Source organism: Chitinophaga sp. 30R24 (assembly GCF_049056765.1).
Classification (GTDB): domain Bacteria; phylum Bacteroidota; class Bacteroidia; order Chitinophagales; family Chitinophagaceae; genus Chitinophaga.
Map to the genome: position 1 here is coordinate 1,474,405 of NZ_JBJGXX010000001.1, position 16,044 is coordinate 1,490,448.

A 16,044-nucleotide genomic window follows, 5' to 3' on the forward strand; every position below is an offset into this window, starting at 1 on the left:
ACAATCACAAAAATCAAATAAATCATATTACTTTTGCAGTCCGTTTAAAATACCAACAATGTTTGAATCATTATCAGAGAGACTCGATTCCGCGTTTAAACAGCTTAAGGGCGAAGGACGTATTTCCGAAATAAATATAGCCTCTACCGTTAAAGAGATCCGTCGTGCATTGGTGGATGCGGATGTAAACTATAAGATAGCCAAGGAATTTACCGATAGAGTAAAGGATAAAGCGTTGGGAGAGAAAGTGTTAACTTCTATTTCTCCCGGACAGCTGATGGTAAAGATTGTGAAGGATGAGCTGGTGTCGCTGATGGGGGGAACAGAAGCAGAATTTGATCTTAAAACCAACCCTACGGTAGTGCTGATTGCTGGTTTACAGGGTTCCGGTAAAACCACCTTCACCGGTAAACTGGGGAACTTCCTTAAAACCAAAAAGAATAAAAAGCCATTGCTGGTGGCTGCCGATATTTACCGTCCGGCGGCGATCGATCAGTTGAAAGTACTGGGAGAACAGATTGGTGTTGAAGTATATAGCGAGCCGGAGAATAAAAATGCTGTGCAGATTGCAGAAAATGCGATCAAACATGCGAAAGCGGGTGGGTTTAACGTTATCATCATAGATACGGCTGGCCGTTTGGCAGTAGACGAAGTGATGATGACGGAAGTTGCCGCAGTGAAAGCCGCCGTGAAACCACAGGAAATCCTGTTTGTGGTGGATTCCATGACCGGTCAAGATGCGGTAAATACTGCTAAAGCCTTCAACGAACGTTTAGACTTTACCGGAGTAGTGCTCACTAAACTAGACGGTGATACCCGTGGCGGTGCGGCCCTTACGATCAAATACACGGTAGAAAAGCCCATCAAGTTTGTGAGCATGGGCGAAAAACTCGATACCCTCGATGTTTTCTATCCTGAGCGTATGGCACAACGTATCCTCGGGATGGGGGATATTACCACCCTCGTGGAACGTGCGCAGGCCCAGTTTGACGAAGAACAGGCGAAAAAACTGGAAAAGAAGATCCGTCAGAACCAATTCGACTTCGACGATTTCAAGGAACAATTACAGCAGATCAAAAAAATGGGTAACTTGAAAGATCTGATGGGCATGATTCCTGGAGTGGGTAAAGCAGTAAAAGACCTGGATATCAGCGACGACGCCTTTAAGGGCATTGAAGCGATGATCAATTCCATGACCAAAGCAGAACGTGCAGACCCGGATATGATCGATGGCAGTCGCCGTAAGCGCATTGCCAAAGGTTCCGGTAAAGACATTCAGGATGTAAATCAATTCATGAAACAATTTGAGCAAATGCGGCAAATGATGAAAATGATGAATAAATTTGGCGCCGGTAGCAAGGGTTTCAAAGGAATGACACGTTAATAATATCAGATTGATATAAATTTTTTTTGCAAATAAGAACTTACTGTTTACATTTGCATCCCTAAATAAACAATATTTCCTAACTCGCAAAAAATAATCTCGACTTATTTATGCCAGTAAAAATCAGACTGCAGAGACATGGCGCTAAGAAAAGGCCTTTCTATTTTATCGTAGTAGCCGACGCCCGCGCACCAAGAGATGGTAAATTCATCCAGAAAATCGGTACTTACAATCCTTTAACAGTTCCAGCTTCCATCAACATCGATACTGAAAAAGCATTGCGTTGGTTGCAGAAAGGTGCACAACCTACTGACACTGTTAGAAGAATCTTGTCTTTCAAAGGTGTATTGTATTTAAAACACCTGTTAAGAGGTGTTACATTGAACCTGTTCGACGAGCCTACTGCTTACCAAAAATTTGCACAATGGCAAGCTGAACACGAACAAAAAGTTTCTGCCCGTCGCGACGGTCACAAAAAAGCTAGACTGGCTGCTCCAATCGTAAGAAAGGTAGAAGACACTACAGCTTCCGCTACTGAAGCTCCGGCAGAAGGAGAAGGTACAGAAGCATAAAACGGCAACGTTTTAACAATACCTGAAAAAGGAAATGTTTGCAATCGCAAATATTTCCTTTTTTAATGCCAGATGAGATGGCTTTAGCCAGATACACCCTTTCATGCTTTCTTTAGCGCGGCTTCCTGGCCATTTTAGAAGCTAGCAGCTAACTGCTAACAGCTGTATCATGAGTAATTATTTTAGTATAGGCAAACTTGCATCCGCGCATGGCTTGCAAGGTGAACTGCTTTTAAGGCACAGCCTGGGAAAACGTTCCGCCTTGAAAGGGGTGACCGTTATTTTCCTGGAAGAAAGAAAGAGCTTTATTCCCTACTTCATAGAGCGGGTAACCGTAAAGGATGGTGAAAGTGTGTATATTAAGCTGGAAGGCATTGATACCAAAGAAGCCGCTCATCAGCTGATGCCGGCGCAGGTGTACTTGCAGGAGGAAGATTTTAAACAACAAACAGCGGGCTCTGCCCCTCTGGCATTACTGGGTTTTACAGTAACAGATGAGCAGCATGGCTTACTGGGTACTGTAGATGAAGTGATTGAAATGCCTATGCAAGTGCTGGTGAAGGTAATGATCAAGGGAAAAGAGGCTTTATTACCGGTAAATGAACAGTCGCTCGTAAAAGTTGACAAGAAGAACCAGGTGCTACACCTGAATTTACCGGCTGGCCTGGTGGAATTATACACTGAATAGCCTTGGGCTAATCAAATGTTGTAAGCAACAACCTAGCAGTAGCTACTAGTCGCGAACTCCTAAAAGCTAAAAGGTATGCGTATAGATATAATTTCTGTGTTGCCGGAATTGCTGGAAAGTCCGCTTTCCCATTCCATTATGAAACGGGCGCAAGCAAAAGGCTTACTGGAGATACATGTACATCCGTTGCGGCAGTACTCTAGCCTGAAACATAATCAGGTAGATGATTACCAGTTTGGTGGTGGAGCCGGTATGGTGATGATGCTGGAGCCTATTGTGAATGCTATTGAGTCGTTGCAGGCCAAGGTGCAATACGATGAAATCATTTACCTGACGCCCGATGGAGAAACGCTGAACCAGAGGATGGCCAACCAGCTGTCGCTGAAAGGCAACTTGTTAATGCTTTGCGGTCATTATAAAGGCATTGATCAGCGTATCCGGGATCACTTTATCACAAAAGAGATTTCCATTGGCGATTATGTACTGAGTGGAGGGGAGTTGGGAGCAGCCGTATTGGTGGATGCCATTGGCCGGTTGTTGCCCGGGGTGCTGAACGACGAAACCAGCGCCTTGTCAGACTCCTTCCAGGATAATTTACTGGCGCCGCCTGTATATACCCGCCCGGTAGATTTCCGGGGCTGGAAGGTGCCTGATATTCTCTTGAGTGGCGACCATAAAAAAATAGAAGAATGGCGTCATCAGGAATCTGTAGAAAGAACCCGGCAACGTAGACCGGATTTATTATAACAGGGTGATTTAGAGGTCATATAGAAAGCATTACTATCTGAAAGCATAAATTCTTATTTTTTAATTTGGTAAATGCTATTTCTTGACTTACTTTTGCACTCCCATAAATATTTGAAAGATGAACGCAATTTCGTTTGTTCACGAACAACTGACAGCTAACAAACAGTACCCGAAGTTTAAAGCAGGCGACAACGTCACTGTCAATTATAAAATCGTGGAAGGTAATAAAGAAAGGATTCAGTCCTTTAAAGGTGATGTGTTGAAAATCCAGGGTACAGGATTCACGACTTCTTTCACTGTTAGAAAAATTTCTGATGGCATAGGCGTGGAAAGACTGTTTCCGCTTTACTCTCCTCATATCGATGGTATCGTGTTGAACAAAGTGGGTAAAGTTAGAAGAGCTAAGCTTTACTACCTGCGTGAACGTGCTGGTAAGAAAGCCCGTATCAAAGAAAAAAGGGTTTAGTATAAATACAGGGAAATTTGTTAAAAGCGGGACCTCTGCGGTGCCGCTTTTTTCGTTTCTTAAAATGGGATTAAATCTCCTACAAGGCAAAAGTGCGGGGTGGAAAACCCGATTTATGCGCTATCTTTGTGGGCTGAACTATATAAACCTTTGAAACGATGACAACTGCTTTTGTTAAATCATCCTTTTTGATATTGCAGGATATTGGTATGTCCGAGCTGCTTTTAATCGCTGTAGTAGTATTGCTGCTGTTTGGTGGCAAGAAAATCCCTGAATTAATGCGCGGCCTGGGTAAAGGTATCCGTGAATTTAATGACGCCAAAAATAATGTGCGTCAGGAAATTGAAGAAGGTATGAAAGAAAAATCTGTACAATCTTCTGTACCTGCAGCAACCACAGATGCTCCTCAACAATCTGAGCACAACGCATAATATGTACCAATAGCTCCCGCTAGGAGTTTTTCTAAAATCTATATTTAACTGGTTTAGTCTTGTCTGAATTCAGCAGTATAATCTCTTTTCATGAAGCATTATACGCCGGCAGAACAAGCTGTACGGTACAGGTACGTTATTATCTGGACCGCATAGCCCAGCTAAAACATTTAAATGCCTTCCTGGAAGTGTATGAGGAGGAGGCCCTGGAAAAGGCACAACAGTTAGATGCCCGTCTTAAAAATGGGGAACAGCTGGGTGTGCTGGCAGGTGTGGTGATAGGTATTAAAGATGTAATCTGCTATAAAGGTCATAATGTAAGTGCCGCTTCCCATATACTGGAAGGGTTTAAATCACTTTTTTCGGCTACCGCAGTAGAACGGCTACTGGCGGCAGATGCTATTATCATTGGTAATCTGAATTGCGATGAGTTTGCAATGGGATCTACCAATGAAAATTCTGCTTTCGGGCCTACCCTGAATGCGCTGGATAATTCCCGGGTTCCGGGAGGCTCTTCTGGCGGTTCGGCAGTAGCCATACAGGCAGATCTCTGCCAAATTAGCTTAGGCAGCGACACAGGTGGCTCTGTTCGTCAACCGGCAGACTTTTGTGGCGTAATTGGATTAAAGCCTACTTACGGCCGTATCTCGCGTTACGGGCTCATCGCTTATGCCTCCTCTTTTGATCAAATAGGGATCTTTGGCAGGGATATTGGAGATGTGGCAGCAGTTCTACAGATAATGGCCGGCCCAGACGAATTCGATAGTACGGCCTCTCAACGAGAAGTTCCTAATTATTTAACACACTTAGGGACATCTGCAGACAATAAAACGTATAAATTCGCGTATTTAAGAGATGCTCAGTACCACGATGGTCTGGACAAGGAGATGAGAGAAGGGTTTATTGACTTCTTCGAGAAGTTGCAAGACCAGGGTCATATGGTATCAGGAAAAAGTTTTGAATACCTCGACCACATTGTACCAGCCTATTATGTGCTGACTACTGCAGAAGCATCGTCTAATTTATCCCGGTATGATGGGGTGAAATTTGGACACAGAACTGAGGAAAAAAACCTCGATTTGACAGCTTTTTATAAAAAAAATAGATCTGAGGGGTTTGGAAAAGAGGTAAAACGTCGTATCTTACTAGGGACCTTTGTGTTGAGTGCAGGTTATTACGACGCATATTATACTAAGGCACAACAAGTTAGGCGTCTTGTTACTGAGAAATTAAATGAGATATTAGAGGAGAACGACGCTATTTTAATGCCAACTGTGCCTACCACAGCATTTAAATTAGGAGAAAAAACTGACGATCAAATAGCCATGTACCTGGCAGATATATATACGGTACTGGCAAATCTGGCAGGGGTACCGGCCATATCCGTTCCCTTGTGCCGGCATTCAAACGGAATGCCTTATGGCGTACAGATCATCACAAGAAAGTTTAGCGAGGAAAGCTTGTTACAAATAGCCAATCGCCTGATGGCTAAAGAGCAAGTGATTGTTGTTTAAAATAAATTGTATGAGAAAAATCTTTTTACTACTGCTGTTGCCAGCAAGTTTAGTGACTCTGTGTGCGATGGGAGGCAATAGTAATCCTAAAGAGACAGTCCTTTCGACGAAAGGGCCTGATACTCCTGTACTAAAACTGAATCACAAAGTAAATTTACTGAAGGATACAGTATTAGCTTCACCCACTTCCGTGGCGGTGAAGAAAGGCGCACAAAGCCTGCCCAATACTATTCGTAGTCCGAAAGTGTATGAGCAGATCAATAATAACCTGGTAGCAGGTTATGTGAGTAACTATGCCACCCGGTATAGTCAACATCTCCAGATCATGATCGATAAAGGACAACCTTATTTTACCATGATCGAAAAGGTGTTTCGTGATAATGGTATCCCTGAGGAAATGAAATACCTTGCGGTGATAGAGTCCAGCTTTAATACCAATGCCCGCTCCAGAGTTGGGGCCGTAGGCGCCTGGCAGTTTATGGCAGGTACTGCGCGTATCTTTGGTTTGAGTGTGGGTAAAAAATTAGACGAGAGAAAAGATTTCTATAAATCTACTCAGGCAGCTGCCCAGTTCCTGAACCAGCTTTATGCCCAATTCGGCGACTGGTTACTGGTGGTAGCCGCCTACAACTGCGGCGCAGGTGGCGTACAACGCGCTATTAACGCCAGTGGACGTACGGATTTCTGGGGTATGCAATATTTCTTGCCGGCAGAATCCCGTAACCACGTGTATAAATTTATTGCTACTGGTTATATCCTTGATAGGTTCAATAACTTCTTCGGCGTAAGCGACGACGATAACAGCAATAAAGCCGTTACAATGAATACGCCTATGGAGGATAACATGGCTGTTGCTGTAGCAAGAGGTCCGTTAACAGAGGAAGAAATCTACAATACCGTAGAAATCAACGTAACCGGTAAATACCGCCTGGAAGCTATCGCTAAAAAGCTGGATATGACCGTTACTGAACTAGACCGCTTCAACCCTGGTTTCGCTAAAGCAATGTCCAGTGCAGAAAACACCTACGATCTGCGTATTCCAAAAGAGAAAATGAAGCAGTTCATGGCCGAAAAGGATGAGATGCTCAAGGAATCGGTACAGCTTACCCTTGATGATAAAGTCTCGGGTGTGGATAAATCTAAATTTCCGCCGCCGGTGAGGATGGCCGATAAAAACAATGTATCAGCAAAGAAAACGGCTATCAGCACTAATAAATATAGCTCTTCTTCTAAGAAACATACCGTAGCCGCTAAAAAACATACTAGCGCCAAAAGAAAGAAAACAGCTTAATCATATTTTTCCTTAATAGGGATTTGTAAAAAGGGTGTATCAATATAATTGATACACCCTTTTTTATTTGGGTACCTGATGGAGACAAGTGGTTGTTTAAACGATGCTCAGAGACTCCATTTATTTTGGATATATCCTCTTTTTATTCTGTGCCCCGATAGAGTCGGAGGAAGCTTCTCTGGGGCTTTCGTTTTATGCAGTCACCATTTTTTTCCGTCTTTCACTGAAAGCTACCAGGTCTAGTATCGGGCCGGTCATAAAGGTCGTAGCCAAAGCCATCAGTACCATCATGGCAAAAATTTCGGGTGAGAGGATACCTAGATCGAAGCCAATATTCAATACGATCAATTCCATTAACCCACGGGTATTCATTAATGCGCCGATAGATACTGCCTGGCGCCAGGGTTGTCCCATTAGCCTGGCCGTTATAGCGCTGCCACCAAATTTTCCGGTTACTGCTACCAGCAGGATGATGATACATATTATCCAAAGATCGCTCTGGTTCAACAAACCAATATGCGTTCTTAAGCCCGTGTACACAAAGAATATAGGCAATAACAATAATACGCTTACATCTTCCAGGCGTTCGGTGAGCAATTGCCGGATATTAGTGGCAGGGGGCATGATCACTCCGGCAAGGAAGGCGCCAAACAAGGCGTGTATACCTATTACTTCCGCTAACCAGGCAGATATCAGTAAGGTGAGAAATACCAGGGAAATAGCTGCTTTTTGCCGTCCTTTTTCGATTTGCGCTGATGTAGTACGTGCCAACCAAGGACGTATTACCAACAACATAATAACAACAAATACCAACGCCAGCAAGATGGTAATAACTGCGCTTAATAAACCGCTGGCATTTACAATAGCTACTACTACAGCTAATATACACCAGGCAGTGATATCATCGGCAGCGGCACAGGTAATGGCCATGATGCCCAAGGGGGTATGCGTAAGCTTTCTTTCCTGCACTATCCTGGCTAATACAGGAAAGGCAGTAATGCTCATGGCAATGCCCATAAACAATGCAAAAGATAAAAAGCTGACCTGTGCAGGTGCAAACCGTGTAAAGAGGAAATAAGCCAGACAAACTCCCAGGAAAAACGGGATAATAATGCTGGCATGACTGATCATTACTGCATCGTGCGCTTTATTCCGGATTTTGCTGATATCCAGCTCCATTCCTACAATGAACATGAAAAAAGCCAATCCTATCTGACTAAGGAACTGTAGATTTTTCAGTGATTCCACAGGAAAGAGGAAAGCCGAAAAAGAAGGGCTAACCCATCCCAGAAGAGAAGGCCCCAGCAATACGCCGGCAATAATTTCCCCCACTACGGCAGGTTGTTGTAGTTTACTGGCCAGCTTTCCAAACAACCGGGCGGCCAGCATGATGATAATGATTTGTAACAGCAATAATCCCAATGGATGCTTAAGATTATCCAGGTAATGCCACCAGCTATTGGTAGTTGTGGCACCGGTAGCAACAGGTGCATGGGTTATAATGGCTGCATTTACAGGCAATGATTGGCCTTTTTGGATAATGACCCATATGAGCGCTCCAAAAATACCGATGATAGCCGGATACCATAGCAAGCGTTTATTCATGACAGATAGTTTTAACGATAGCCTGTAAGATAACAAAAAGCAAAAAGCTATCCTGGCATTTTGTAGGAGAGTTAATCTCCGCTTAACATGCCGGGATAGCTTTTTAAGTATATAGCCGCCAGCGGCTATATACAGCTGATTATTCGCCTATTGCAGCGATGCCAGGCAGTTCTTTTCCTTCGAAGAACTCCAGCAAGGCGCCGCCGCCGGTAGATACATAACTTACTTTGTCTGCGATACCGAATTGGTTTACCGCCGCTACAGAGTCGCCGCCGCCTACTAGTGAAAAGGCACCGTTGGCAGTGGCTTTCACGATGGCTTCTGCTACGCCTTTGGTGCCTCCCTGGAAAGGTATCATTTCAAAAACGCCCATAGGACCGTTCCACAGGATTGTTTTAGAAGCAGCGATCGTTTCGCCGAAAAGCACTACAGATTTAGGTCCTATGTCTAGGCCCATCCATCCTGCAGGGATATTATCGTTGGAAACCTCTTGTGTATTAGCATCTGCCGCAAATTTATCTGCCGCTACAGAGTCTACTGGCAATAGTAATTGTATGTCCCGGGCCTTCGCTTTGGCGATCAATTCATTGGCCAGGTCCAGTTTATCGTTTTCACAGAGGGAGCTACCAATTTCTTTACCCTGTGCTTTCAGGAAGGTATATGCCATGCCGCCTCCGATAATGAGGTTGTTGGCGCGTTCCATCAGTGTTTCGATGATCAGGATCTTGTCGCTTACCTTGGCGCCGCCGAGGATAGCTGTAAATGGCGCTTCGGCATTGTTCAGTACTTTCTGTGCGCTGCTTACTTCTGCTTCCATCAGTAAACCGAACATGCGTTTGTCTTGAGGGAAGAATTGTGCAATTACAGCGGTAGAAGCATGTGCACGGTGAGCGGTACCAAATGCGTCATTTACATATACATCGCCCAGCTTAGCCAGTTGTTCTGCGAAAGTAGGATCGCCTTTTTCTTCTGCTTTGTGGAAACGGAGGTTTTCCAGCAACAGCACTTCGCCCATTTGGAGGTCTGTCGCCGCTTTTTCAGCTACAGGACCTATGCAATCTTCTGCAAACTTAACGGTAGTACCGTTAAGCAGGGAAATCAGGTGGTATACGAGGTGTCTTAAAGAATATTTATCGGTAGGGCCATCTTTCGGGCGACCCAGGTGAGACATCAGGATTACCGCACCGCCATCTTTCAGTATTTTCTGGATGGTAGGTACCGCTGCACGCATGCGGGTATCGTCGGTAATTTCAAATTTATCGTTCAAAGGCACGTTGAAATCCACGCGGATCAAAGCTTTGTGGCCGTTGAAGTTAAAATCAGTGAACTTGCTCATATGTATCAATTTAAGATAACGAGAAGAGGATGAGGATAATACTAAAAAACCGCGGTACCAACAGCACAAAGCAAGTATTCAACCAAGAAGATCTGGTTATTTGCTGCTATGGTGTAGTTCCGCGGAATTTTAAAAAAACTCCCGGTTTAATCCGGGAGCACTTTATATGGAATGAATTATTTAGCGATCAGACCGGCGAAGTACTTTACAGTACGAACCAGTTGTGATACATAGCTCATTTCGTTATCGTACCAGGATACAGTTTTTACCAGTTGGTGGTCGCCAACGGTCTGTACTTTGGTTTGAGTAGCATCAAACAGGGAACCGAAGTGGGTACCGATAATGTCTGAACTCACGATTTCATCTTCAGTATAACCGAAAGATTCATTGGATGCGGCTTTCATCGCAGCGTTGATTTCTTCAACAGTTACTTTTTTCTCAAGGATCGTAGTTAGTTCAGTCAGTGAACCGGTAATGGTTGGTACGCGTTGTGCGTTACCATCCAGTTTGCCTTTCAGGGCAGGCAGTACCAGGCCGATAGCTTTAGCGGCGCCAGTGCTGTTAGGAACGATGTTGGCAGCAGCAGCACGTGCACGGCGCAGGTCACCTTTTGGATGTGGTGCATCCAGGGTATTCTGGTCGTTAGTGTAGGCGTGCACGGTAGTCATTAAACCGTTAGCAATACCATAGTTGTCTTGCAATACTTTTGCCATAGGAGCCAGGCAGTTGGTAGTGCAGGAAGCGCAGGAAATAATAGTTTCGCTACCATCGAGGATATCATGGTTAACGTTGAAAACGATCGTTTTGAGATCACCTGTAGCTGGAGCAGAAATTACAACGCGTTTAGCTCCTGCTGTAAGGTGAGCCGCCGCTTTGTCTTTGTCTGTGAAAAACCCAGTACATTCGATCACTACATCGATGTCATGCTCTTTCCATGGAATTTGGGTTGGATCTTTTTGTGCATATATCTTCACATCTTCACCGTTCACATTAATTGCGTTGTCGGAATGTTTAACTTCTGCATCGAATCTACCCTGGGCTGAATCATATTTCAGCAAATGCGCCAGCACTTGAGGGCTGGTGAGGTCATTGATAGCTACCACATCAATGCCGGGCATTTTGTAAATCTGGCGGTATACCAACCGGCCAATACGACCGAAACCATTAATACCAATTTTGAGAGTAGTTCCCATTTTACATCGTGATTTGAGTATGAAAAAATCGAAGGCGAATTTACAATCAATACCTTTATTAATCAATATAATTTTAGGTGATGAAAATTTTTTTTGGAAATATAAAATAAGGTTCTACATTTGCAATCCCAAAACACAATGCCGCGTTGGTCAAGGGGTTAAGACGCCTCCCTTTCACGGAGGAGTCACGGGTTCGATTCCCGTACGTGGTACAAGAAAAAGCACTTAGTAATAAGTGCTTTTTTTATTGGTATACCTCCATATCTTCCCCATTCAGATTCGCTTTTATTAAAATGTTTTAAAAAAATATATATCCACTTTGACTGTAAATAGCCAATGCTATTGGCTAATGCATAAACCCAAGGTGTACAATTATAAAAACGTATAACCGTTACAGTTATATCAATACTTCAGCCCATTTAAGAACGTACCATATCCTTTATCAGGCAGCGTAATAATTTTAGTATAATGATATAAAGGCGATGAAAAATCGGGTATCTTTAGTATATAAGTAATAGTTATGAAGAACAAGCAAGCCGTTACATTACTGGTAGGCATGCATCCAACGCAGCGGGTAATAGTAAGCATCGGATTATCCATGAGTGTATTACTCTGTTGCTGGCTTGCCAAAGTTGCTATGCACCCGTTGATATTTTATGTATTGTTATGGGATGTTTTTGCTATTTCCTTTATCACTACCGGATGGATCGTTTTTTATAACCGTACAGTGCCTGAGATACGCACCTGGGGAAGGATAGATGACGGTAGCCGCATTTTTGTTTCAGCTGTTGTGATTATTGCTGCTATAGCCAGCCTGGTGATTGTATTGTTGCTAATGCTTTCTCCTAAGGCGACGGCAGGGTCGCAGTTGTATCTGCCGGTGGGTATTACAGGTATGCTGGCTTCATGGATGATGGTGCATACTACTTTTACTTTTCATTATGCAGATCTGTATTATGATGATGACCAGGCAGACAAAAATCAACATGCCGGTGGATTGGGTTTTCCGTCAGAGAAAAATCCAGACTATATTGATTTCGCCTATTTCGCTTTTGTGATTGGTATGACCTTCCAGGTATCCGATGTTACCGTCAGCCGCCGTGTGATCAGGAGAACAGTTTTGGTGCATGGTTTACTTTCCTTCTTGCTGAATACTTTTGTAGTGGCCTTAACGGTTAATTTAATTGCCGCATTAAGAGGATAGTGGAAATTTTTTTATGGGAATAGAATGATGGAAAGGAATCAGCTGTAATCCAATACAGTGGCGGATAGGGATGTGCTGGCTTACAGGAAATAATAGTGGATAAACGTATTAATCTCCTTATCTTTACAAGAGAATTCAATTTTTTTTTGGATTGTAAAACATTTTCCTATCTTTGCAATCCCAAACGAAAACGCCGCGTTGGTCAAGGGGTTAAGACGCCTCCCTTTCACGGAGGAATCACGGGTTCGATTCCCGTACGTGGTACAAGAAAAAGGACTTCTATAAGGAGTCCTTTTTTATTTTCTCTCACCTGTTATGTAATGTATTTCACAACAACATTTAGTACTTTACAGCCACTTTCTCCTGAATATTCAATGATGCTGCGGCATATTAGGATGTATACGTTGCGATGGCAAAATCTGGCCAGGTATTGTTTTTACCTGTTGTGGTTCTTCATATGCCTGCCAGTAGCGCAGGCACAGCAACCAGGCAATGCAGCTTACAGCTTTACCCATCTGGATATCAGCAATGGATTGGCAAGTAACCATGTATCTGCCATTATGCAAGACCGCCGGGGATTTATATGGATCGCCAGCACAGCCCTGCAACGTTATGATGGCGCCAACCTGGTAACAGTTGCCAGCTTCGATAGAGTGCCGGGCTCCATCTACTATGATGATATCTGCCTGTGTGAAGATAAGAAAGGCCGTATATGGATGGGAACCCCGGATAATATCCGCGTATACGATCCGGTGACAGATAAAATAAAAGCCCTGGGCGTAAGCGGTAAAGCCATACGGCCCGAAGGACTCCAATGTAGCCAGATCATACAAGACCGTGCAGGCGTTATCTGGGCCACTACCCTTGATGGGCTGCTGTGTTTCAACGAAAGTACTTTTAACTTCCAGAAAGCTGCCATGATCCCGGAAGCCGACCGCATGCAAATGACTGATGCGATCATGGAAGATGAGGCAGGCCAACTATGGATCAGCGGTAAAAACGGGATGTATATATTGGACGCCCGGAGGAAGGAGTTGTACTGCCGCCGGAATAATCCCATGCGCCTGCCCATACTGGACATCGACAACAGTTTTAAGAAATTTTACCGGGACCTTCACCACCATCAGGTATGGATGGCGGGCCGGCATGGCCGGCTGTATTGCTATGACCAACACACGCATAAGCTACGCGACTATACCTTTAAAACGCCAGCAGACAAGGTATTCGGTAAGGATGGTGTAGGAAATGATGCAATCTTTGACCTCATTACCGATATTACCCAAAAGGTATGGGTAGCTACGGAAAAGGGCGGTATTTTCCGGTATAACCGGCCCCGTGATCGTTTTGACCTTAATATTAACGCTAACAATACAGACGAAAAGGGGCTGCATTACATTTATGAGGCCAATTGCTTCCTGAGCGACCGGGAAGGGCACTTGTGGATAGGCACCGATTACGGCGTGAATATCATTAGTCTACATAACAACACTTTCCGGATATTTGATAGCCGCACCACTTTTCCAGGTACACCTGAAAAGCTGCCGGCAGCTGAAGTGACCGGTATCTACCAGGCAACTAATGGTAATGTGTATGTAGGATATTGGGGTAAAGGTTTTAGTTGGCTCACTCCTAATTTAGACCTGATCCGTAACTATGTGCATGATGGAGATGGCCCAGATATTACCCTGCCGGAAGAACGTGGATTGGTATGGAGCTTTGCTGAATTAAAAGATGGTACTATCCTCGTAGGCCAGGAAAATGGTAACCTTTCCCTTTTTGATCCTGCTAAAGGAAAATTCGTTCAACATTTATCTTCCCCGTTGCTATTTGAACAAACACTCCTGCACCTGCAGCCTCAATATGATACCACTGTTTGGATAGGCCTATACAAAAGAGGCCTGGCCAGCTGGAATCCACAATGCAATACCTTCCAGTATTTCAACGAACTAACAGATTCCCTGAAGCGCCCCGTGTCGGTGATGGACATCGTACCGCAAGGGGATACAATATTGTGGCTGGGCACCAGCGGAGCGGGCTTAATCAGCTTTAATCCCCATCAGCGGCGCATTACCCGCAGCGAGCTATTTGAATGGCATACACATTGTTACGGCAATATCACCTGCCTGTTGCCATATAATGATAGTCTTCTGCTGGCTGGCACAGATCATGGACTCTGGGTGTATAACACCCGTAAGCATACTTCCCGTCCATTGAAGATAAATAACCAATTGTTTGATCAATGGGTACTAAGTATGGCCAAAGGTGAGCCGGGAAGCATATGGTTAACTACCCAATATGGCTTTTACCGTTATTTTTTACTGGACGACCGGCTCGAAACTTTTATCCAGGGAGATGATATTATTGATAACACCCGGAAAGTACGCCGCTGCATCATTACCCAAAGGAATGGCGACCTGTTGGTAGGAGCATCTGACCATGTTGTTTCGTTTAACCCTTCCAGTTTGCGTGTGGCACCGCCGCCGCCGGATGTTACCATTGTAAACCTGAAAGCACTAGACAGTATAATATTGATCCAGGCAGCGTTGCGCGACAGCGTGCCGGTTACCCTCAGCTATAAGCAGAACTTTATCAGCATAGAATTTAAAAGCTTGCAATACCACCAGGAAAAAATGCGCTACTATTACCAGTTGGAAGGAGTAGATGAAAACTGGGTACATACGGATAATATCCTGGTGGCCAAATATACCAACCTGCCTCCAGGCAACTATCTTTTCCGGGTGCGGGCTGTAAATACAGCCGGTACGTTTTCAGACCATATCAGTACACTGCAGATCTTTATTAAACCGGCCTTCTGGCAAACGGGATGGTTTAAACTGCTTTGTTTACTGGCTGCCGCCTCATTGGTGTACCTTTATTTCAGGTTGCGTATTTCCGGCATTAAAAAAGAGGCCAAACAAAGAGAGGCCATGCAGCAACAAATAGCACAATTGGAGATGAAAGCGCTGCGGGCGCAAATGAATCCGCATTTCATTTTCAATGCGCTCAATTCCATCCAAATCTTTATGATGAAGAGCGAAACGGAACAGGCGCTTTCTTACCTGAGCCGCTTTGCAAAACTGATACGGCATGTATTAGATAATTCACAGTTAAACCACACTACTGTTGCCCAGGAGGTGAGTGTCCTGGAAAACTATATGGAGCTGGAAAAGCTGCGGTTAACAGATGAATTTGAATATACTATCCAGATAGATCCTTCGTTGGATGCCAACATGATAGAAATACCCACCATGATCATTCAGCCTTTTGTAGAAAATGCTATCTGGCATGGATTGGTCCATGAGAAAGGAAAAGGGCGGCTGGTCATCAAGTTTAAAAAGGTGAATGACCGTATTCTATGCACAATTGAAGACAATGGAATAGGCCGGGAAAAAGCAGCTGCGATGCAAAGGGCCAATAAACCCCGGCACCAGTCGAGGGGATTGCAGATTACCCGCGACCGCTTATCGTTGTATAACAGCCGGTTTAACGTGGATGCTTGCTTCGATATAGAAGACCTGGTAGATGAGGGCGGCAAGGCCAAGGGTACGCGGGTGAATATTTGGTTTCCGTTGGTGGAAGAATAAGATGTACTCAAATCCTTATTCATAGTGGT

12 protein-coding genes, 2 tRNA genes and 1 pseudogene are annotated in these 16,044 nt (G+C 44.2%); 12 read left to right on the forward strand and 3 right to left on the reverse strand.

Going from position 1 to position 16,044, the window contains the following annotated elements:
- Window positions 1-58 precede the first annotated feature (58 nt).
- The 8 genes and pseudogenes from ffh (at window position 59) to ACDQ55_RS06295 (ending at window position 7,093) form a co-directional block, all read left to right on the forward strand.
- Window positions 59-1,384, forward strand: a complete 1,326-nt coding sequence (gene ffh / locus ACDQ55_RS06260; RefSeq protein WP_420980378.1) for a signal recognition particle protein — start codon at window positions 59-61, stop codon at window positions 1,382-1,384.
- 110 nt (window positions 1,385-1,494) lie between these two features.
- A pseudogene (rpsP, locus tag ACDQ55_RS06265) lies at window positions 1,495-1,746 on the forward strand (30S ribosomal protein S16); the annotation flags it as partial.
- 379 nt (window positions 1,747-2,125) lie between these two features.
- On the forward strand, window positions 2,126-2,644 hold the full coding sequence (gene rimM, locus ACDQ55_RS06270; RefSeq protein WP_420980379.1) for a ribosome maturation factor RimM: 519 nt from the start codon (window positions 2,126-2,128) through the stop codon (window positions 2,642-2,644).
- Between the two features lie 75 nt (window positions 2,645-2,719).
- Window positions 2,720-3,391 (forward strand): tRNA (guanosine(37)-N1)-methyltransferase TrmD, encoded by a 672-nt coding sequence (trmD, locus tag ACDQ55_RS06275; RefSeq protein WP_420980380.1) that lies wholly within the window; start codon window positions 2,720-2,722, stop codon window positions 3,389-3,391.
- Window positions 3,392-3,509: 118 nt separating this feature from the next.
- Window positions 3,510-3,857 carry a 50S ribosomal protein L19 gene (gene rplS / locus ACDQ55_RS06280; RefSeq protein WP_420980381.1) on the forward strand — a complete coding sequence of 116 codons (348 nt, stop codon included), beginning with the start codon at window positions 3,510-3,512 and terminating at the stop codon, window positions 3,855-3,857.
- Window positions 3,858-4,015: 158 nt separating this feature from the next.
- A complete protein-coding gene (locus ACDQ55_RS06285) occupies window positions 4,016-4,288 on the forward strand; it encodes a Sec-independent protein translocase subunit TatA/TatB (protein ID WP_420980382.1) in 273 nt (90 codons plus the stop codon).
- A 59-nt stretch (window positions 4,289-4,347) separates the two neighbouring features.
- On the forward strand, window positions 4,348-5,802 hold the full coding sequence (gene gatA, locus ACDQ55_RS06290; protein ID WP_420980383.1) for an Asp-tRNA(Asn)/Glu-tRNA(Gln) amidotransferase subunit GatA: 1,455 nt from the start codon (window positions 4,348-4,350) through the stop codon (window positions 5,800-5,802).
- Between the two features lie 10 nt (window positions 5,803-5,812).
- Window positions 5,813-7,093, forward strand: a complete 1,281-nt coding sequence (locus ACDQ55_RS06295) for a transglycosylase SLT domain-containing protein (protein ID WP_420980385.1) — start codon at window positions 5,813-5,815, stop codon at window positions 7,091-7,093.
- A 192-nt stretch (window positions 7,094-7,285) separates the two neighbouring features.
- On the opposite strand, the gene ACDQ55_RS06300 is transcribed toward ACDQ55_RS06295, so the two are convergent.
- From ACDQ55_RS06300 to gap, 3 genes are all read right to left on the reverse strand, one after another.
- A complete protein-coding gene (locus ACDQ55_RS06300) occupies window positions 7,286-8,698 on the reverse strand; it encodes a cation:proton antiporter (RefSeq protein WP_420980387.1) in 1,413 nt (470 codons plus the stop codon).
- A 139-nt stretch (window positions 8,699-8,837) separates the two neighbouring features.
- Window positions 8,838-10,034 carry a phosphoglycerate kinase gene (locus ACDQ55_RS06305; RefSeq protein WP_420980389.1) on the reverse strand — a complete coding sequence of 399 codons (1,197 nt, stop codon included), beginning with the start codon at window positions 10,032-10,034 and terminating at the stop codon, window positions 8,838-8,840.
- 176 nt (window positions 10,035-10,210) lie between these two features.
- On the reverse strand, window positions 10,211-11,227 hold the full coding sequence (gap, locus tag ACDQ55_RS06310) for a type I glyceraldehyde-3-phosphate dehydrogenase (RefSeq protein WP_420980391.1): 1,017 nt from the start codon (window positions 11,225-11,227) through the stop codon (window positions 10,211-10,213).
- Window positions 11,228-11,367: 140 nt separating this feature from the next.
- On the opposite strand from gap, the gene ACDQ55_RS06315 reads away from it, so the two are divergent.
- The 4 genes from ACDQ55_RS06315 to ACDQ55_RS06330 all read left to right on the forward strand — a co-directional run bounded on the left by ACDQ55_RS06315 (window position 11,368) and on the right by ACDQ55_RS06330 (window position 16,015).
- A tRNA-Glu gene (locus ACDQ55_RS06315) sits at window positions 11,368-11,439 on the forward strand.
- 308 nt (window positions 11,440-11,747) lie between these two features.
- The gene (locus ACDQ55_RS06320) at window positions 11,748-12,431 is read left to right on the forward strand and encodes a DUF1345 domain-containing protein (RefSeq protein ID WP_420980392.1); all 684 of its coding nucleotides are present in this window, start codon (window positions 11,748-11,750) and stop codon (window positions 12,429-12,431) included.
- A gap of 192 nt (window positions 12,432-12,623) precedes the next feature.
- Window positions 12,624-12,695: transfer RNA gene (locus ACDQ55_RS06325), tRNA-Glu, on the forward strand.
- Between the two features lie 131 nt (window positions 12,696-12,826).
- Window positions 12,827-16,015: a two-component regulator propeller domain-containing protein gene (locus ACDQ55_RS06330; protein WP_420980393.1), complete on the forward strand. Its 3,189-nt coding sequence runs from the start codon at window positions 12,827-12,829 to the stop codon at window positions 16,013-16,015.
- Window positions 16,016-16,044 lie beyond the last annotated feature (29 nt).